We start from the raw sequence: 20,368 nt of genomic DNA on the forward strand, positions 1-20,368 counted from the left end.
CCCGGCCCGGAGGCAGGGCGCAGCCCTCCCGGAAGCAGAGCCAGGGGTTCCAACGCAGTTGCGATCCTCGCCCGGCCCGGAGGCAGGGCGCAGCCCTCCCGGAAGCAGAGCCAGGGGTTCCAACGCAGTTGCGATCCTCGCCCGGCCCGGAGGCAGGGCGCAGCCCCTGGTAGTTGATCTGCCACTGGTCGGCGTACCCGGTGTTGCGATCCTCGCCCGGCCCGGAGGCAGGGCGCAGCCCGGCGCCCGGGTTGTTCTCACCGCGGGCGAAGAACAGGTTGCGATCCTCGCCCGGCCCGGAGGCAGGGCGCAGCGGACCCGTTCAGCTCCGACAGCATGCCGAAGAACGAGTTGCGATCCTCGCCCGGCCCGGAGGCAGGGCGCAGCGGTTGTGCGCCGGCACGGATGGCACATCGACGCCGAGGTTGCGATCCTCGCCCGGCCCGGAGGCAGGGCGCAGCTTCATCGAGACCCCGGCGGACAAGCGAACCGGTGAGATGTTGCGATCCTCGCCCGGCCCGGAGGCAGGGCGCAGCGTCACCGATCCAGCGTTGGCCTTCGCCAGGGCGTTGTTGCGATCCTTGCCCGGCCCGGAGGCAGGGCGCAGCGCATCGACCAGTACGCCACCAAAACGGGCGCTGGGCAGTTGCGATCCTCGCCCGACCCGCAGGCAGAGCGCAGCGGCAGCTGAGCTGCTGAAACAGCCGTCACTGCTGTCGGGAGCAGATGTCGTCTTGCAGGATGAGCGCGGCTTGCCGCTGGCAGTAGGCGCAGTGTTCCAGCGCGGGCAGCGGCACCTCGGGGCCGCTGCCCGCGTTGTCTTGGCTGGTCATGGCCAGAGGTCGACCAGGCGGGTGAGTTCGATGCCAGCCGGCTGGTCGGTGGTGTTGATAGTGCGGTCGTAGTCGGTGTGTTGCCGTGGCGGCTTTTCGGGGTTGCTGCGGGTGAGGGTGATGCGGTTGGTCAAGGCGGCGGCGGGGGCGACGCCGAGGGGGTCGGGGTGGCTGAAGACGTACAGCCCGCACAGTTTCATTTCGCCGCGTGAGGCGGCTCGGTCGTGGTCGAACATGACGGTCAGGGCCTGCCAGAGGGCTGCCATGTCGTCGCTGGTGATTCCCGTCTGCTGGGCGCGGGGGGCGGAGAAGAAGAGGTGCGCCCGGTACAGGCCGTAGGGGACGGTCCATTTAGAGCCGATCTCTGTCTGCTTGCCGGCGTCGAGATCTTTCTGGGTGGTGGGAGTGACCCGGGTGATGGCGTGGTCGGTGGGCAGGATCGCGTCGAGGCTGCGGGCGAAGGTGAGCTGCACCGGCCCGCGGACCTTGCCGGCGCCGCCTTTGGTGGCGCCGGTGCTTAGCACGCCGCCGAACATGCGGATGTCGAAGTAGTGCTCGCACAGCCACTGCTGGGCGCCGGCGGCGTTGCCGGGGTGGGCGGTCAGGGCCTGCTCGATGCGGGTGTTTAGGGCGTGGCCGGCCTCGACGAAGATGCCGTAGCGGGGGTCGTCGCCGTGCAGCAGCGACACGGTGTCGCGGATCTTGCGTTTGAGGGCGACGTCGGTGACCAGGCCTTGACCGGTCTCGTCGTCGGTGCGGGGCTGGTTGCCGCCGTCGGGGTCACCGTTGGGGTTGCCGTCGACGACGTCGAACAGCAGCACGGCGTCGTGGCGGCGGGTGGGGTCGAGGTGCGCGGCGGTCATGCCGGGACTCCTTCGGTGACGGTCGCGTCGAGATCGACGGTGTCGAGGTCGGCCGGGTCGGTGGTGGCGGGCTCGGGGGCGGTGCCGGCCGCGGCGGCGTCTTTGGCCTTCTTGGCGGCGCGGCGTCTCGCGGTGGACGCGGCGCGTTCCTGGTGGTAGCCGAGGATGAACGCGGCCTGGTGCACGGCCACGGTCGAGGCGGGGATGCCGCCGGCGTCGGCGAGCTGGTCGAATAGGGCGTCGAGGCGCTGTTCGTAGGCGGACGCGGCGGCGGGTTTGGCGCGGCGCAGTCGTTTGAGCCAGGCACGGGCGTCGCGGCGGCCGGCGACCAGCGCGGTCAGCGGGCTGGTGACGGCGCGGCTGAAGTACCGGTCGGCGAAGGTGGTGTTGATGTCCTGGCCGTAGGCGCGGGCGTTGGCGCCTTGCAGGTCTTCCAGGACGGCGAAGACGCGTCCGGCGAGGTAGGCCGGTGACGGGTTGTCGGTGTTGAGGGTGGGCATGAGGGCCTCTCGGTCGGCGGCGGGGATGCGCGGGTGCCGGCGCAGGCTGAGCCGGATCAGGGCGGCGCGGGCGGTGTCGACGCGCCCGTCGGCGCGGATGCGGTGGATGAGGTGCACGAGCAGCCGCGGTGGCAGGGGCCGGCCGAGCACGGCCGCGGCCAGCAGCGCCCGGTGGACGCCGTCGGGGCGGTCCTCGCCGCGGGCGCCGAAGTCCGCCCAGACGCCGCGGCGGCGGTCCCAGCGGCCGGTGACTCGGGCGAGGTGCCTCAATGGGATCCGGGTCACCTCGCCGGTGAACGCGTCGGCGATCTCGTGGTCGTCCAGCCACGCCGCGATGTGCTGCTTGAGCTGCGGCAGCGGCATCTGCACCCAGTCACGGACCATGACCCGGGCGACGTTGCCGCCGACGGTCAGGGAGCAGAACGTCGACGTGTCGTCCAGCGTGGGTTGTGCGCCGCGGTGCACGTCGGTCAGCAGCCGCGCCACGTCGGCGTCGTTGGGCTGCTCCAGCGTGCCCCACGGGTCGTAGTCGGAGCCGCCGACGATCCACCACGCCAGCCGCACGTTCTGCCCGGGGTAGGCGACGCTGTGCTGCGGGTCGGACAGCAGGTCGGTCAGCGCGGAGGTGAACTTTAACGCGCAGTCGGTGCACACCGGGGTGTGCACCAGTTCCTTCTTCAGCCCGTAGCCGTGCACGGCTTCGTTGATGCTGACCAGCGAGGCGTTGTTCGACGCGCCGGGCAGCCAGCGGCGGGGGATCTGCTGCGGGATGGTGTTGAGCAGCGGCCGCGGCTGACCACAGACCAGGCACAGCCCCACCCGGCCGGAGCCCTTGCGGGCGCCGGCGACGATGGCCCAGAACCGGGTGGCGGTGTCGGTGCCGCACGCCACGGTCTGTCCGACGCGGAACGCCACCAGGTCCCCGCGGGTCCATCCGGGCGGCTGGTCGACGTCGGCGTCGTGGTGGCGGCGGTAGAACTCGGCGATGGTATGTGCCGGGCCGGCCGGGTCGTCGTCGGCCTGCTCCCAGGCGAAGATCAGGTCGCGGAACGCGGCGTGCTGCTTGGCGACCCGGTCGGGTTTGCTGGCCTCGCCCTCCCAGCCGAAGACGTACTCCGGGGTGTCCACGGCCAGCGTGGGTGACACCCCGCCGGTGCGGGTGACCGCTGGCACCAAGCGGGCGGTACCGAACTTGCGGGTGCGGTCGGTGGGGTCGGCGGTGTCGATCAGCTGGCCGGCGACGCTGCCGTCGGGATGCAGGTCGAGCAGCCACCGCACCGGCTTACGCGCGTAGAACGCCGGCACGGAGTCGGTGCTGGCGTCGGCGTACTGGACCAGCCGCTGCAGCAGCATCAGGCCCCCCGGGGCAGGTCGAGGGCGATACCGCTCGGCGGTACGTGCAGCACACCGTCCTGCAGCCGGGCGGCGAACCACTGCATCGCGACGACACCGTCGGTGTCGCGGTCGATGGAGTGCAGCATGATCCCCAGGTCCTCGTTCAGGTCCTGCCGGGGTGTGTCGTCGGGCCAGTGGAAGTCCGCGGTGAACTCGCGGGTGCCAAGATACGGCTGCTGGAAGCAGGCACCGCGGCGGACCCGGCGGCGCAACTGGTCGCGGTAGGCGGCCACCGGCTTGTCCGCGTGCGCGCGCACCTCGATGTGGGCGTGGATGCGGTAGGCGACATCACGCAGGCAGACCGCGTGACGCTGGTCGCGGTGCGCGGCGGTGTCCACCCGGCGGGTGCCCTTGATCGCCTCGGCCAGCGGCGCCACGTCGGTGGTCTCGTTACGCCGGATGGTGAACTGCTTGATCGGGTTCAGGACCTCGATCGCCACCACCCGGTAGCGCATCTCCGGTTTCCAGAAGATCGCCTCCAGCACCCCGACCGCGGCCGTCGGCGTCATCACCGGGTACGTCACCCGTTCCACCTTCAGCTCCGGGCGGGAGAACAACGCCGCGTCCCCGCGGACCTGCACCACGATCGGCAGGTCACCGCTGGCCGTGCGCTCCAGCCTCAGCCCGTTGACGGTGTTCGTCACAGCACCAGTCCTTCCACTGCGGTGTCCAGGGCGATACCGGTCGCGTCGTCGTACTCGCCGCACCACTCGAGTAACGCTCCGGGGGCTATCTCGGTGCCGAGGATCGGGCGCAGCAGCGCCGCGACGTCGGGGCGCGCGCGTAGCACGCTGCGGTGCAGGGTGGTGGTGAAGGGCTGCAGCTCGCGCAGGCCGGCCATCGCCGGTACCGGCGCGGCACGCAGCTCGGCGATCAGGTTTTCCACCTGCCGGCGCTCGCCGACGTCGGCGGCGCCCTGGGCGGTGACCACCGTCAGGGAGTCGTCGTCGATGAGCCGGAACGCCCGGCTGCGGTCGCGGCGGTTGGTGCCGGCGTCCAGCGGGCCGTCGCTGACCGTCTGGAACTCCCACCGCGCGCGGGCGCGCTGCAGGTGCTGCCCGACGTGGCCTCGGTCGGCCAGGGTCAGCGCCTCGTACAGCGACCGGTAGTAACGCGGCAGCGCCTGCAGGTCGTCCGGGTCGGCGCGGCCCGGGCCGAAATACGCGGCGGTGGTGTCCACCATGGTGGTGTAGGGCGGCGGCTGATGTCCGTCGGCCGGGGCGAACACGACCACCCTGCCGAGGCCCTGCAAGCGGCCCTCCCGGTTGGCGCGGCCCGCGGCCTGCAGCAGCGAGTCCGCCGGCGCCACCGCCCGGAACACCACCGGAAAGTCGACGTCCACGCCGGCCTCGATCAGCTGCGTCGACACCAGCAGCACCGGCCGCCCCGCCTTCAGGCGCCCCCGGACCGCGGTCAGCACCCGTCGGCGGTGCGCCGGGCACATTCGGGTCGACAGGTGCCACGCCGCCTGCTCGCCAGCGTCGCGCCACTGCTCGAACACGGTCTGCGCGTCGCGGGTGGTGTTCACCACCACCATCGCGCAGCCCGCGTCGGCGGCCTGCGCGGCGACCCCGGCCAGCGTCGGCTGCGGATCCAGCTGCCACTCGAAGCTCACCCGCCGCAGCTGGGCGGCCACCGCGGCGACATCGGGTACCAGATCGGTGGCCTCCAGCTGGGCGAACGGGCTCAGCGCCCAGAAATCCGGCTGCGTCGCCGACGACAACACCACGCTCACACCGAAGTGGCGCACCAGCAGCCGCAGCCCGTCCAGGATCGGCACGAGCATCGCGTGCGGCAACGCCTGAACCTCGTCGAGCACGATCACCGAACCGGCGAGACGGTGCAACCGGCGCACCGCCGCGGGTTTACGCGCATACAGCGACTCGAACAACCGCACGAACGTGGTCACGATGAACGGCGCGTCCCAGTTCTCCGCGGCCAGCCGCCCCCACCGCCCCGCCGCAGCGTGGTCGAAGTCCACACCACTGTGGTGCTCCAACACCACCGGCTCGGCGTCCCTACCGTCGTTGAGCAGTTCCCGGTAGACGGCGGCGTTCTGCTCCGTGATCGTCAGGAACGGCACCGCCACGATCACCCGCCGGCGGCCGTGCAGCTGGGCGTGCCGCAACGCGAACCCCGCCGCGGCCAGCGTCTTGCCGCCCCCGGTTGGCGCCGCCAGCCGAAACATCCCGCCCGGGCTCGCCGCCGCGGCCAGACACCCGCCGTAGATGTCCTGTCGCAGGCCGTCGATCCGCGATCTCGCCCTGCCGGCCAACGCAGCCGCCCGCCGGACCTCGAACCGCTCGAACAACACGCGCATGTCGACATCCGGGCGCACCCGAGCGGCCGGCGCACCGGCGAAGTGCGCCCCAGTGTCTAGGAAGTCCGCGTCCACCAGGGCGCTGAAACACAACCGCAGCGCCATCTCACCGAGCAGACGATCGCTACGCCACGCCGCCGGCACCGCATCGCGCAGATCCGCCGGCAGGTCGGCAAGCAACTCCGGCAGCCGTTGCTCAGCGCTCGACACGTTCACCTGGTGCTGCGCCAACGTCGCGCGCAGCGTCTTGCCCCACGTGGGTAGGTCAACCAGCCCGCCGTGATGGCCCCAGACTCCAACCGCGAACGGTCCCAGGCCCCGCTCGTGTGCGATCCGCGCACCCAGCGCCTTGTGATCCAGACCGACGCGACCGCCCGTGCCCGCCGCCCGGACCAGCCCCGCCTGCCAGGCACACGCCGCCTTACCCACATCGTGCAGCCGGCCCAGCCAATACCCGACGTCGCCTCCACCGAACGGCGCCGCGAAACCCCTCGCCAGCTCCGCCGTACCCCGCAAATGATCATCCAGCAGGTGCCAGGCGGAACCGGCCGCCGCCGGCGAATGCGCATACAACGGCGTCAGCTCTTGATCACCACCAGGCAGCGAAGCACAACCCATGGTGAGCATCGTGCGGGGGCGGTACGACATTTCCTTGCCCGGCCGCGCCGGCATGAGGCCGCCGGCACCATCCCGTCCACGTCCTGCACCAGCTCCTGAGCAGTGAAGATGACATCGCCGTAGTTACGTGATCTTGCCGGGTTCCGACCGCACACCGACCACTCGTACGGGTGACGGACCGGAACGTCTCACCGCGTCGGCCCTCGTCTAGGTCCAGGCGACTTGCGGGGAAACCGCTTCGCTTTGCACCGCAAATCTCCAGCCGACGCCCGCCCCGGGAGCACGCCCGGCACGAACGCTGTGGCGCTGCTGGCGGCCGCTGATAACGGCGCCGGTGGGGTGCAGCCATCGCTCAGGTGCGGCGCCGGTGCCGAGGCTGCAGCGCCGACTCGGCCAGGAACCCTCGCGTTACGCACCGACGCACACCGCCGTAGCGAACCCAGTGACGTCCCCAGTGATGGCGAGGTGCCCTCGTCACGCGTCGCACGACAGCCTGGGACAGCTACGGACAGCTATATCGCGGGACCCCGGGCGGGCAGGGTCGTCAGGGAAGCGGGCTGAACTCCAGAGCCGCTGATGCGCCGGTATCACCGACTCCCGGTGTCGGCAACGTACGCAGCGCCTTTCCGTCGGCGCGTCGCCCTTGAAGCCCTTCAGTGGAGACTTCCCTTGACCACCGCTATCGACCTCCAGCCCGGCACAAGCACCGACGCCCCCGACGTATTGCGCCGCTACCGCCTCGGGATCAGCCTGATGTTCGGCATCGCCGGCATGACCATCGGTACGTGGACCGCGCGGATCCCCACCATCCAGCACAACATCAAGATGGCCGACAGCAAGCTGAGCATCTGTCTGCTCCTGCTCGCCGTCGGCGGCCTGCTCGGCATGCGCGCCGCCGGCCGGTTCGTCGACCGCCACGGAAGCACCACGGTCATGGTCTGGCCATCGCTGGGCCTCGGCGGCGCGCTCCTGCTCGCCGGGCACGCCCCGACCTGGATCATGCTGGCCGCCGTCCTGCTCACCTTCGGCCTCCTGCACGGCACCCTCAACGTCGCCATGAACGCTGCAGCGGTCTCGTGCCAGACCGCGTACGGACGACCGATCATGACGTCGTTTCACGCGCTGTTCAGCATCGGCGGCGTCGCCGGAGCAATGCTGTCCGCCGCCTGCGCCCACATCGGCCTCAGCGTCGCCGATACCTTCGCCGCCATCGCTGTCATGTCCACCGCTGCGGCCGGATGGGCGATCCACCGCCTCATCCCCGCACCCGTCTCGAACCCCGACAGCCAGGAGTCAACAGCCACGGCCGAACCGGCGCAGCGCCAGCCGCGAACCCGGATCCTGCTGCTCGGCCTGCTCGCCTTCAGCGCACTCATCAGCGAAGGAGCCGCCGCCGACTGGGCCAGCACCTACCTCACCCGGCTCGGCGCATCACCCGCCACGGCCGCCACCGCCTACGCCGCCTTCGCCGCGAGCATGACCATCGGCCGGCTCATCGGCGACCGCCTCACCGCCACCATTGCACCCGCCGCCCTGCTGCGCAGCTGCGGCCTGATCGGCGGCGGTGGCCTCGCCCTCGGCCTGATCGGCGGCACCCCGCTCACCGCGATCGCCGGGTTCGCCTGCCTCGGCGCCGGCCTGTCCTGCGTCGTACCCCTGCTCTACTCCACCGCAGGCAGCCTCAACCCGGGCCGCCCCGGCGCAGCGCTGTCGCGCGTCGCCGCGCTGGGCTACCTCGGCTACGTCACCGGCCCGGCCATCATCGGCGGCGCCGCCATGCACGTCGGCCTCGGCAACGCCCTACTCATCCTCCCCGCCCTCGCGACTCTGCTGATCATTGCCGCCCCGGTCGTGCACCGCAGCCGCGGCCGACACCACCGAACGAGAAGCCCTCGTAGCCAGAACCCGCTCGTGCCGGCCGGAGGCGACGCCAAGGCACATCCCACCCGCCAGATCCTCACGCCCAAGTTCACCACCAACCACATCGACCATCAGGTCCCCGAGCTCGAAGGAGCCCTCCGATGAACACCACCCTCACCCGCACCGCCACCATCGCCGACGCCGCCGCGGCCATTCCTGAGCACGACAAGACGATCAGCTCGACCCGGGTCACCGCCCGGACCCGGCGCCGCACTCCGCTGCTGCTGATCATCGCCGCCGCCATCGCCGCGGCACTGCCACTGATGGGCGCCACCCCGGCGCAAGCCGCCACCTACCGAGATCCGACCCCGAACTCAGGACCAAGGGCAGCCCTGGCCGCATCCGGCTGCCGAGCAGCACCGTACTCGTTCAGCTTTTCGGGGTATGGCTCGCTGATGTTCCCCGAGCACCCGGACAAGGGATGGAGCCGCAGCTTCAGTCCGGTACTCAAGACCACCAAACAGTGCAAGGACATCCAGATCTGGAACACCAACAACTGGCGGATCCGAGCCTGCGTGAGCTTCGGTACCAGTACCTACATCAAGTGCAACTACACCACTGACTTGATCGCCGGCCAGTGGAAAAACGTGGCCACCAACGTCAAGGACGGCACCAAGTTCCGCCTGGTGGTAGGCATCATGTTCGAGGACGGCGTCCCTGGCGCATCGGGCAAGGCCGAGTTCTGAGTTCCCGACACGCCCTAGACCGACGACAGGGTGTTGCTGCGGTTCGCGCGACACCCTGTCGTCCCGCCGAGGCGGTGCCGGGCCGGGTGGACTCATGCAGCCGCCAGCCTGCTCACCGGCGGGATCGACCCTCCCTGTCCGCGTGCCCGGACGCGGCCTTCCGGGTACCCGACGGAAGCCGCGTCCGTGCGGATCGTCCACGACAAGGTGATCGTTTCTCCGCGTGGCGTGGCACCACCTCAACGTCGATGCCGAGTCCTGCGCCGTGACGCAGCACGGTGTTCTGGTAGCCACCGTCGACCCAGACCTGAGTTGGGCCAGATTAGTGCACACTGGCTGGCGGCTGGTTGATGCGGTCGAGGGCCTGGCGGAGGTCGTCGGGTAGGAAGCCGGCGGCGGTGATGGTGTGGCCGCGAGCTTGGATTTCGATGGTCCGGTAGCGGCGTGCGGTGCGGACGAATTTCGTGGTCGATCAGCCGGTCCGGTCCTCGGTCCGGCGGCCGACCGCGAGGGCAGCGAACACCATTTCACGGGCGTGCGGACGCACCGGTTCGGTCGATGTCGGTGGTCCGTGGTCGCCGCGATACTGGGTCTGCACCGATGGATCCCTGTCCCGGCTGATTCGGCGGTACGCCAGTGCGCATCGAATATGACGGATTGACGCTGATCGTGCACCATCCCGTGCCGCCGGCGGCCGACAGCCTGGTGCGGCTGGTGTTCACGCTGATGCCTGCCGCCGAGGACGCCCGGGTCGACGTATCGATGGCGGCCGACGAGGACGGGGCGCGGCCCCTCGCGGCCACCGCGGTCCGGGTCGAGCCGGGGGGCAAGGAGTTCGCCGTCGACGTTCCGTCGTACCTCGAGGGTCGGCGGGTAATCGTTGAGGTTCAGGGGACCAGCGCGGGCCGGCGGGTTCCGGCTGAGGATGACACCCGTGCCGCCCGCTGCACCGTCCTGATGCCGGCGGCGGTCGGGGAGATGGACGACGGCGAAGAGGCCGGCGACGGACGTCGCCGCGGTCGCGAGGTATTGCCCGATTTGGCCACGACGGCGACTGTGGAGGAGCGACAGGCACTCTTCGACGCCGGGCTGCGGAGCCGCGTCGAGATCAGCGCGCAACCTGCGGCGCTGATGCGGGGCCGGCTTGGTGAGACCTTCGCGCCGGAGCGGGCCGACGCGATACACCGCGTTGCAGTCGCGCAGATGTCCCTTCTCAACCAACTGGCACTGGACGCGGCGCCTGCGATCACCGGCAGCCCCTCCGGTCGCTGCGATTGCGACGATCGCGAGGCGGCGACCAGTCCGCTGGCCTACTTGGTCGATCTGATCACGTACATCGAGGCGAGCGTCACCGTCGGCACTGGCGCGCCGCTCGACATCGCACGACTCACCTCGCTTCTGCGACAGCCTCTGGGCGAACTGGTCGCCACCGTCGAGGCTGTGTCCGAGCCGGTGCGCGAGGTCCGGCTGACCGTCGAGACGCTGCGCCAGCACCTCTCGGCCAGCGGGCCGGCCGACGCCGACGTCGTGTGCAGCCCGGTGCCGCTGCCGCTCGACTTCCTGATCGGCGGCGACATCGACGGCGACCGGCGGGACGAGCTGGTCGTGGGCTTCCGCGCCGATCCGGCTTCGCCGCTGCCGCTGCCTCCCGGCGTACAGGGCGGATTCTGGGTGATGGATTTCGACCCGGTGGCGCGCACCTGGTCGCACCTGCGGCCGGGGACGGACGGCGCGGGCGCCGACGTCCTGCTCGACCCGGGCCTGCGGGTGGCGTTCTCGTGCTGCGGCGACGTCGACGGCGACGGGCGCGACGAGGTGATCCTGGCGGTCGGCAACGCCGACGGGAGCGTCGACCCGATGCGCGGGGCGTTGTGGCTCTGGATCATGCGGTTCGACCCGGCCGGCGGGTGGTCCCACCTCAACCCGTGGACGTTCGGCGCCACCGGCGCCGACCTGACGCTGGACGACCGCTCGGCCCAGGTGGTCCAGATCGTCGCCGGCGACATCGACGGCGACGGTGCGGACGAGATCGTCATCGCCACCACCTCGGCGGCGCTGCCGAACGCGTTCTGGGTCTTCGACCTGGTGACGTTGCCGAACGGGGTGTTCTGGCAGGCGCTGTCGCCCGGCCTGGATGCGTCCCTGCCGTCCTTCGAGTGCGCGCCCAGCGTCGCGTACGCCCCGCGGCTCGTGCGGATCGCGGACGTCGACGCCGGCGGCCGTGCCGAGATCGTCGGCCTGCTGGACGCGCCCGGCGCGGACGGCGCGGCGCCGTGGGCGATCGCCTATGACCCGCCGGCCGCCGGGGCCGGCGCCGTCGGCACGTGGCGGCACCTGCGGGGCAGCAACCCGGCCGGCCCGGACGTGCCACCCCCGTGGCCGTGGAACGAGCCGGCGGCGCATCTCGCGATCGCCCGGGCTCGCGGCGGTGACGCGCGCCTGGTGCTGACGGCAGGAGCGGTCGACCCGGACCGGATTTTCGCAGTGGGATACGACGGCGCCGCCGCGGATCCGTGGACGGTGGTCGCCGACGTGGACGCCGGCGCGGGTGGCGCGCGGCTCTCCTACCTGGCGGCCGCGGACGTCGACGACGACGGCCGGGCCGAGTACGTCGCGGTCGCTGAGATCGGCGGCCGCAAGATGGCATTCGTCCTGCACCGCCGCAACGACGGCTCCTGGGGACACCTCTCGCCGATCGCCGGCAACGCGGCCGGGGCCGACCTGGAGTGGACCCGCTACGAGCACGATCTGGCCGGCGTCGTGGCCGCCGACGTCGACCGTCCCCGGCCGGCCGTGCTCGACCTGCGGCAGGAGCTGATCTTTCACGGGCGCAGCTGCAACGAGATCTGGGTGATGAGCTACGACCCGGACGCCGGCAGCTGGGGACACCTGAGCCAGGTGACGCCGCCGGACCTCTCCTCGGCCTACCTGGCGGCGGCCTACCAGGCGCTGCTCGCGCAGATCGGCACGTCGCTGGAGGAGCTGCGCGCGCTGCGTGGCGCCGACCCGGCGGACCGTCAGGCGCTCGCCGATCGCCTCGGCATCCCGCTGGTCCCGGATCCCGCCGAACCGGAGAGCCTGGACCAGCTGCTGCTCTCGCCGGCCGAGGTGAGCGAGGCGGTTCTGGAGGAGCTGTTCGGCTACGCCGACACCACCCGCAATCCGCTGTCGTCCGCGGTCGTGCCGGGCGACACCCGCCGGCAGGTACGCGGGATCTCGCTGAGTGCACCGGTCTGGTCGACCAGCCCGTGGACCGCCGACGTCGGCCCCGGCGGCGACCTGCGGCTCTACATCGCCCGGGTGAACCCGCCCGCGGTCCAGGTGATTCTGGCGCGGCCGGACGGCGGGATCGTCGCCCGCGGCGAGGGGCCGCCCGGCGGGCGTATCCGGCTCAACGCCGAGTTCGGGCGCAGCGTGTCCGGCTGGATCGAGGTGGACTACCGGCAGGACGTGACCGACCTGCCGATCCAGGCGATGCCGAAGCTGACCGCGTGGCGGTTGAGCCGGTTGCGGGAGCTGTGGGACCTGCAAGACTCGCCGTCGCCGGCCGGCGACGGCGTCCCGGTGGCGGTCGACCCGGACGTCGTCGGCCCGGACGACTTCCGGGTGCCGTGCGCCAAGGCGGCCGGTCCGGACCGGGCGTTCGACCTCTGGCTGGCGCGCCGCAAGTGGGTCGACGACCGGCTGGCCGCGCTGACGGCGCTGCAGCCGGACCTCGACGCGATGTTCGCCGCACTGCGGCCGGCGCCCGGCGGTGGGGGCGGCGCGCCCGAGGACACGCCGTGGGACGGCGCACCCACGCCGGACGAGTTCGCTGCCTTGGCCGAGGCCCTGACCAGGGGAACGCCGGCCGAGGCGCTCGCCGCGGCGGAGACGGTGCGGACCGCTCTGTGGTTGCCGGCCGACGCCTTCCTGCGGATGGTCGCGCTGTCCGCCCGGGTGCGGGACGCGGTGACGCCGCCGACCGCCGCCGAGTGGGCGGAGTTGCGCTCAATCCTGGTCGTCGCGCTGAAACGACGCCGCGCTGAGCTCTGGCGAGCGGAGGAGGCGGCGTCCGGCTGCGTCGTCGGCCCGGCCGAGTTCTGGGCCGCGACCCGGACCCCCGCGGAGGGGGAGTGGCCGCCGCCGGCGCCGGCCGACGGCGTGTGGATCGATCCGGACACCGTGGCCCGGGCCGATCTGCCGGCGGGCGTCGCCGGTCTGACGGCGGCGGGCCTGCTGCGCGCCCGGCAGCGAGAGCTCGACGGCTACGCCCGGGCTGTCCGCGCGGCCCGCCCGGACGGGCTGGAGGCGATGGTGGTCGCGGCGCTGGGCCCGGCCGCGGCCGGCACGACCTGGCGCGAGCGGATCGCCACGCTCGGCACCGACCTGCAGAGCACCGATCTGACCGTCGCGGCGGCCGCCCGGGCCGCGGCCGCGGCCGAGTTCGGGCTGGACGTCGGCCCGTTCCGGCGCCTCGCCGCGGCCGACGCGGCGCTGACCGCCGGGCGCTCGCCGACGGAGACCGAGTGGCTGGACGTCGAGGCGGTGCTGACCACCGCGCGCAAGCGGAAGCTGGAATACCCGGCCTGGGTTGCGCAGGAGGCACAGCTGGCGCAGCTGCTGGCGCCGTGGCGTGCCCGGCGCGCGGCGCTGCCCCGCTGGCGCGCCACCGCCGACGACCGCCTGGCGTGGGAGCTGGAGTTGCGGCAGCGCAGCCGGGCGGCGGTCGTCGACCCCGACCGGTTCCCCTTCGGCTGGACGCGCAGCCGCGGCTTCATGGAACCCACCAGCACGCTGTACTCGCAGCGCCGCACCTGGCTGCTCCAGGAGGCGAGCCGGCTGCGGGCGGCCCGCCCGGCCGGCGCGGAGCTCCTGGAACAGTTAGACGCGGTGCTGCGCGCCGGCCTGTTCGACGTGGGGGAACACCCGCGCCTCGCCGCCGAGCTGGGCCGGCACCGGGCCGCGCAGGGCGCGCCGGCCGTCCTGGAGGAGGTGTTCGGGGCCGCGGCGGCCGATCTGCCGCAGGTACGGGCGGATCTTGACTCCGCCGACCCGGCCACCGCCCGTGCCGCGGGACGCCGGGCCGCGCGGGACTTCTGGCTCACTCCGGACCAGCTGCGCGACGTCGCCGACATCGCCGCCGGGCCAGACCCGGCGCCCGCCGCCGACGGGGCCCGCTTCGACGCCGTGGTCGCCGACGCGGCGCAGGTCGGCCGGATCGTGGCGGCCGAGCAGGACGCGAAGGTCACCGGCGTGCGTACCGCGCTGCTGCTGGCCCAGCTGGGGATCAGTCCGGCGGCCCGGGCCCAGCTGCTGCGCACGCGGGCCGTGGCGATCGCCGGTGGGCCGGTGCTCGACGAGGAGTGGGACACCGTCGTCGCGATCGCCCTGCGCGCCGCCAAGCAGCGCCGCACCGGCGAGTGGCAGCGGGCCGAGGCCGGCAAGGTCCGGCTCGGACCGGACTCGTTCGGCGAGGCCCCGGTGGAACCGTCCGGCGACGAGGGACAGCCCCGCGACTGGCTGACCACGCCGGAGGAGGTGCGCTGGTGGAGGGACACGATCGCCGCCCGGTACGACCTCGAGCGCACCGTCGTCGCGGGGCTTCGCGACGCCGTCGCGCGCGCCGAGGAGCAGGCCCTGCCGGTGCTGCGCGATCGCCTGCTGGCCGCGGTGTCCCCGCCCGACGCCGACGCCCCGGCCTGGGTGCTGGACCACTACCTGATCGACGCCCGGATGGGCCCGTGCGCCGTCACGACGCGAGCGGCCCGCGCCATCGACACGCTGCTCGCGCTGCTGTGGTCGCTGCGCACCGGCCAGCTGCGGGACACCTACCCGCAGCTGCTGCTGGACGCGCCGGCCTTCGACCAGGACTGGCGCTGGATCGGCTCGTACGCGTCGTGGCGCTCGGCGGTGCTGGTCCGGCTGTACCCGGAGAACATCCTGCGGCCGAACCTGCGCCGGCACCGGACGCCGGCCTTCGACGAGCTGCTCGACGCGGTGCGCTCGAACCGCCAGCTCACCGCCGGGCGGGCCCGCCGGCTCGCGGCCGACTATGCGAAGTACTTCCGGGATGTGTGCAGCCTGAGCCTGGCGTCGCTGGCGTGCGCGCGGGTCGAGCAGTGGACCCGCACCGGCGACGAGGGCGCCACGCCGGGGACGTACGACTTCCTGTTCGCGACCAGCGAGGCGTCCGGCAAGCTGTACTGGTCGACGCTCGCGGCGCCGGGCGCGGCCGCGGACCCGGGCTACGAGCAGTCTTTCTGGCAGGAGCTGCCGGGCTTCGACGGCGCGATCTCCTCGGTGGTCGGCGCGACGACGTACCGGCCGAGCCCGCCCACCCCGCGGGCAATGACCGCCGCGTGGGTGTACGTCTTCGTCCTCACCCGTGACCTCGACCGGCAGGGCGTGGCCTTCGTCCGGTTCAACCTGGTCACCCGCGCCTGGGAGTCGCCCAAGGACCTCGAGCCGCCCAAGAACGCCCCGGAGTTCAGCGCCGCCCTCCTGGCGGCGCCGCCGACCAGCCCGCCGGCGATGGCGTTCACCACCACCCGGCCCGACGCGGCCGGCAACCCCATCCGGGTGCAGTTCCGGGCCACGATGAACGCGAAGGGCACGGCCTGGAACAACGACGGCGTGGTGGAGCTGGCGCAGTGGCGGTGGCATGCCGTCGACGGGCAGCTCGCCGGCACTCCCGGCGATCTGCTCGCCCTGGACGCCGACGGCGACGGGATCGCCGAGCTGGCTGCGGTGCCTCCCGGCGCCGGGCGGATCGCCTTCTACGCCGGCCACGCCACCACCGCGGTCAGCCCGGCCGGGCAGACCTCGCGCGCGATCGAGAACGGCTCGCTGGTCTGCGCTGGGGACTTCAACGGCGATCGGCGGGCGGAGATCGCCTGGACCCCCGCGCCGGGCGTCAACGACATCTCGCGTACGACCGCCGTGTTCATCGAGCGGCTGGACGGCGGCGCCTGGGTGCCCGACCGCCCCGACCCGAACAGCCCCGACGGCGCCAGCGTCCCGGCGCTCAGCGTGCCGGTCCGTACGCCGTTCCTGCTGGCCGGCAACGTCGACCGCTACGGCCGGGACGAGCTGCTGATGCCGATCCCGGCGTCGTTCGAGACGGAGTGGCTCCCGAACGGCACGCTGCTCTACACCGGGACCTGGGGCTCGTTCTGGTCGGTGTACGGGCAGGACCAGCGGTACCGCCGCAACGCGCCGTACACGTACGTGCCCGACCCCGACCGGCGGACGCCGTACGACTTCGACGTGCTCGGCTCGGCGTTCACCGCCTTCACGAACGAGGTGGCGACGGCCATCGCGGTCACCGGCGACTTCGACGGCGACCACTTCGACGAGCTGGTGGTGTTCTTCGCGCCGTGGGTCAACGGCGGCGATTCGAACTACTCGCTGGGCAACGACTTCACCGCCGTCGACGTCCGCCGCGACTACAAGATGCGCACCTTCGGCCCGGTGATCAACCCGGACGTGAACACCGTCGGCGACCTCTCCACCGAGAAGACCGTCGCGGCCGCCGCGTTCGCCGCCGACGTGGACGGCGACGGCCGCGACGAGCTGGTCGTGCTCCCGTATGTCGACGACGCCGCCCGGGGCAGCAAGGTGTGGGTGTGGAAGTTCCACGCGGGCGGCGGCGTGGACCCGGCCGAGGGCGGCTACTGGGCCGCCCTGCCCGACCTCGACCTGTCCCGCGACATGGTCGCGGTGGCGCACGGCGTCGCGGCCGACGTGGACGGCGACGGCGCCCAGGAGCTGCTGCTGTTCGGCGCCGGGCGCAGCTGGGCGTACAAGTACATCCCGGTGCTGGGCACCTGGCAGCCGCTGCCCGACCCGGTGGCCCCGGGCGCCACGGTCGCGGCGGCGGCAGCCGGCCGTTTCCTGCCCGGTCCGGCCGACCGGGTGATCGTGGCATTCGGCGACGTGCAACCGGAGCAGGTCACGGACGGGCTGTCGTACAGCTGGAGCGGCGCGACCGCGGTCCGCTCGCGCTACATCCGGACGCCCGGCTCGGCGGCCGTACGGATGCTTGACCTGGCCGGCCCGCCGGACTTCACGGTGCTCCCGCAGTGCGCACACAGCGGGATCGCCCCGGCCTACACCGGATCCGGGACGGACTGGCTGCTCGACGACCGCACCGACCTGGCCGCGCGGCGCGCGAAGACCCGGCAGGCGCTGACCGAGAACGCCGGGGAGCCGGCGTCCACGATGGCCTACCTCTGGGAGGCGTTCTACGCCGTGCCGCTCGCCCTGGGGCTGGCCCTGCAGCGGGGCGGCGACCACACGAGCGCCCTCGACTGGTTCCGCCTGGTGTACGACTACACGCAGGCCCCGGAGCTGCGCAAGACGTTCCACGGCCTGGTGCTGGACGAGCAGACCGCGGGCGGCGGATCGGGATCGGTGCTGTCCTGGCTGCACGACCCGCTGGACGCCGACGCGGTCGCCGCGACCCGGCCGAACACGTACACCCGCGGGGTGGTGCAGCTGATCGTGAGCTGCCTGCTGGAGGCGGGCGACGCGGAGTTCACGGTGGACACCGCAGAGTCGATCGAGCGGGCCCGGCTGCTGTACGGCGCCGCCCTCGAGCTGCTGGCGCTCCCCGTCCTGGGCCAGATCGGCGGCTGCCAGGACATCATCGGCCGGCACGCGATGCGGGTCGGCGGCGCCGGCGCGCAGGCGCTCGTGCGGCAGGCGGGCGGGCAGCTGGCACGGGTCCTCGACGGGCCGGCGCTCGGCGCGGCGCTCGACGAGCTGGTGACGACCCTGCCGGCCGACGGGGACGCGCCGGAGGAAACGGCGAGCCGGGTCGTGGCCGCCGCGCTCGCCCAGGCCCCGCCGCCGCGGTCCCTGGCGGACACCGTGGCACTGGCCAGGAGGCCCGATCTGGCGGCACTGGCCGCGCGGCCGGAGGTGGCCGCCGCGCTCGACGGCGTGGCCGCCGCACTGAACGGCACGGAACGCCCGGCCGGCCTGCTCTGGGGTCATGTCACGGGCGCCGACCTGGTGTTCTGCGTCGGCCCGAACCCGCTGCTGAAGGCGCTGCGGCTGCATGCCGAGCTCAACCTCTACAAGATCCGTACCTGTCGCAGCATCGACGGGCTGCGCCGGTCGCTGGACTTCTACTCGGCCGCCACCGACCAGACGACGGGGCTGCCGATGATCGGCGCCGACGGTCAGCTGGTCCTGACCGGCGCCCGGCAGGCGCCGCCGACGCCGTACCGCTACGCGGCCCTGAGCGCCCGCGCCAACGAGCTGGCCAGGACGGCGCAGCAGCTCGAGGCCACCATGTTCGCCGCGATCGAGCGGCGCGACGCGGAGGCGTACACCGTCCTGCAGGCCCGGCAGGGCGCCCGGGTCGCGCGCGAGAACGTCCGCGTGGCCGAGCTGCAGGTCCGCACGGCCGAAGACCGGGTGCTGCACGCCGAGTCCCAGCAGAACCGCGCCCTGGTCGAGCAGGGCCTCTACAGCCAGCTCATCGCGACCGGCGACAGCGAGCTGGAGCGCGAGGCCCTGGACCTGCTCCAGCAGTCGATCGAGGCGCAGTCGACCGCCGAGCTGCTGGGCATCGGCGCGACGATCGGCTACGGCGCCGCGTCGCTCGCCTACACCGTGGCCGCCGCGACCAGCGCGCCGAACGCGCGCGCCGCCGCCATCGGGCAGGCGCTCTCGTCCGCCGCGCAGACCCTCTCCTCGGCCGGTGGCGTGGCCGCCACCCAGTCCGCGATCCGCTCCGCGCAGTCGCAGCTGGCCTCCACCCGGGCCGCGCTCCAGCGGGTCCGCGAGGACTGGCGGACGCGGCAGCGGCTGGCCACCGAGGACATCAAGATCGCCGCTCAGCTGGTGCAGGTCGAGACCGACGGCGTCCGCGTGGCCGAGCAGCAGCGCACCGTCTCCGAGCTCACGGCCGACAACGCCGACCGGCTGGTCGACTACCTCGACGGCAAGTTCACCAGCGTCGAGTTGTTCGACTGGATGAGCGAGACGTTCGAGCGGGTCTACTCGACCGTGCTGCAGCACGCCACCGCGACCGCACGGATGGCCGCCAACCAGCTCGCTTTCGAGCGGCAGGAGGGCACCCCGCCGCCGATCGCCGGCGACTACTGGGCCGCGCCGCCCACCGACGGCGCGCCGGGCTCGGGCGAGGGCGACGGCGTCGACCGGCGGGGGCTCACCGGGGCCGAGCGGCTCCTCGCCGACCTGGTGACGCTCGACCAGTACGCGTTCGAGACCCAGCGCCGCAAGCTGCAGCTCGCCAAGACGATCTCCCTCGCCGCGCTGGCGCCGATGGAGCTGGAGCAGCTGCGTGCCGGCGGTGTGATGACGTTCGGCACGCCGATGGAGCTCTTCGACCGCGACTTCCCCGGCCACTACCTGCGGATGATCAAACGGGTCACCGTGTCGGTGGTCGCGCTGGTGCCGCCGGTGGAGGGGATCCACGCGACGCTGTCGAGCACCGGCGCCTCGCGCATCGTGGTCGGCCCCGAGCTGTTCCAGACCATCACGGTGCGCCGGCCCGGGCAGTCGGTCGCGCTGACGTCACCGGTCGGCTCGACCGGCGTGTTCACCTTCGACAGCCAGCCCGAGCTGGCCAACCCGTTCGAGTTCGAGGGCGTCGACACCACCTGGGAGCTGCGGCTGCCGCACGCCGGCAACCGCTTCGACTTCCGCGGCATCGCCGACGTGCTGCTCACCATCGACTACACCGCGCTGGACAGCGCCGACTACCGCGACCAGGTCGTCCGCCGGCTCGACCGCCGGTTCACCGCCGAACGGCCGATCAGCCTCCGCAACGACTTCCCGGACGCATGGTGGGAGCTGCACAACCCGGATCAGACCAGCGCGCCGCACGTCGTCGCGTTCACCACCGATCCGCCGGACTTCCCGGCCAACGTCGACGATCTGGAGATCGAGCACCTGGCCCTGATGATCTCGGCCCGGACGGCGCTGCCTCCCGCGCTGACCGTGCGGCTGCGCTTCGCCGAGCGCGCCGAGCCCGGTGGCGAGGCGCCGCCGCGCACGCCATGGCTCGCCGCGTCACCGCTCGACGGCGTGATCAGCACCCGGCGGGGCAACGCCGGGTCGTGGCTGAGCCTGCTCGGCCGGCCACCGGTCGGCCGGTGGGAGCTGTCCCTGCCGGACACCGACGAGATACGCGAGTGGTTCGGCGCCGGTCTGATCGACGACATCCTGATCGTCCTGTCCTACCGCGGCCGCACCCGGGCCTGGCCGTCGTGAGCCG

Annotated in this window: 8 protein-coding genes, 1 pseudogene and 1 CRISPR repeat array; of the genes and pseudogenes, 3 read left to right on the forward strand and 6 right to left on the reverse strand. The window is 72.7% G+C overall.

Annotation, left to right across the window (positions count from 1 at the left end; genetic code table 11):
- Positions 1-57: 57 nt before the first annotated feature.
- Positions 58-682: a CRISPR direct-repeat array (repeat unit 37 nt; unit sequence GTTGCGATCCTCGCCCGGCCCGGAGGCAGGGCGCAGC).
- Between the two features lie 25 nt (positions 683-707).
- Genes ACIBO8_RS10415 through cas3 form a run of 5 tightly spaced genes read right to left on the reverse strand, consistent with a single transcriptional unit; the run spans position 708 to position 6,529 of the window.
- Positions 708-833: a hypothetical protein gene (locus tag ACIBO8_RS10415; protein WP_396114870.1), complete on the reverse strand. Its 126-nt coding sequence runs from the start codon at positions 831-833 to the stop codon at positions 708-710.
- A complete protein-coding gene (gene cas7c / locus ACIBO8_RS10420; RefSeq protein WP_396114871.1) occupies positions 830-1,696 on the reverse strand; it encodes a type I-C CRISPR-associated protein Cas7/Csd2 in 867 nt (288 codons plus the stop codon). Before cas7c ends, ACIBO8_RS10415 begins: the two co-directional genes overlap by 4 nt.
- Entirely contained in the window at positions 1,693-3,549 is a 1,857-nt protein-coding gene (gene cas8c, locus ACIBO8_RS10425; protein WP_396114872.1) for a type I-C CRISPR-associated protein Cas8c/Csd1, read from the reverse strand. Before cas8c ends, cas7c begins: the two co-directional genes overlap by 4 nt.
- Positions 3,549-4,235: a type I-C CRISPR-associated protein Cas5c gene (gene cas5c, locus ACIBO8_RS10430; protein ID WP_396114873.1), complete on the reverse strand. Its 687-nt coding sequence runs from the start codon at positions 4,233-4,235 to the stop codon at positions 3,549-3,551. Before cas5c ends, cas8c begins: the two co-directional genes overlap by 1 nt.
- Positions 4,232-6,529: a CRISPR-associated helicase Cas3' gene (cas3, locus tag ACIBO8_RS10435; RefSeq protein ID WP_396114874.1), complete on the reverse strand. Its 2,298-nt coding sequence runs from the start codon at positions 6,527-6,529 to the stop codon at positions 4,232-4,234. The genes cas5c and cas3 overlap by 4 nt, the downstream gene beginning before the upstream one ends.
- A gap of 669 nt (positions 6,530-7,198) precedes the next feature.
- Here cas3 and ACIBO8_RS10440 point away from each other — a divergent pair.
- Complete coding sequence (locus ACIBO8_RS10440) at positions 7,199-8,554, forward strand: MFS transporter (RefSeq protein WP_396114875.1); 1,356 nt, start codon at positions 7,199-7,201, stop codon at positions 8,552-8,554.
- Positions 8,551-9,135, forward strand: a complete 585-nt coding sequence (locus ACIBO8_RS10445) for a hypothetical protein (protein ID WP_396114876.1) — start codon at positions 8,551-8,553, stop codon at positions 9,133-9,135. Before ACIBO8_RS10440 ends, ACIBO8_RS10445 begins: the two co-directional genes overlap by 4 nt.
- Before the next feature lie 214 nt (positions 9,136-9,349).
- Here ACIBO8_RS10445 and ACIBO8_RS10450 read toward each other — a convergent pair.
- Positions 9,350-9,448: pseudogene (locus tag ACIBO8_RS10450) on the reverse strand (IS5/IS1182 family transposase); the annotation flags it as partial.
- 323 nt (positions 9,449-9,771) lie between these two features.
- Between ACIBO8_RS10450 and ACIBO8_RS10455 the strand changes: the two are divergent.
- Positions 9,772-20,364, forward strand: coding sequence for a neuraminidase-like domain-containing protein (locus tag ACIBO8_RS10455; protein WP_396114877.1), 10,593 nt, complete (start codon positions 9,772-9,774; stop codon positions 20,362-20,364).
- Positions 20,365-20,368: the final 4 nt, after the last annotated feature.

It is taken from the genome of Actinoplanes sp. NPDC049681 (assembly GCF_044465265.1).
Classification (GTDB): Bacteria; Actinomycetota; Actinomycetes; order Mycobacteriales; family Micromonosporaceae; genus Actinoplanes.

Excerpts from the sequence above, each read along its gene's own strand:
- cas8c (WP_396114872.1), bottom strand. The coding sequence starts at position 3,549 with ATGCTGCTGCAGCGGCTGGTCCAGTACGCCGACGCCAGCACCGACTCC.
- ACIBO8_RS10445 (WP_396114876.1), top strand. The coding sequence starts at position 8,551 with ATGAACACCACCCTCACCCGCACCGCCACCATCGCCGACGCCGCCGCG.
- ACIBO8_RS10415 (WP_396114870.1), bottom strand. The coding sequence starts at position 833 with ATGACCAGCCAAGACAACGCGGGCAGCGGCCCCGAGGTGCCGCTGCCC.
- cas7c (WP_396114871.1), bottom strand. The coding sequence starts at position 1,696 with ATGACCGCCGCGCACCTCGACCCCACCCGCCGCCACGACGCCGTGCTG.
- cas3 (WP_396114874.1), bottom strand. The coding sequence starts at position 6,529 with ATGGGTTGTGCTTCGCTGCCTGGTGGTGATCAAGAGCTGACGCCGTTG.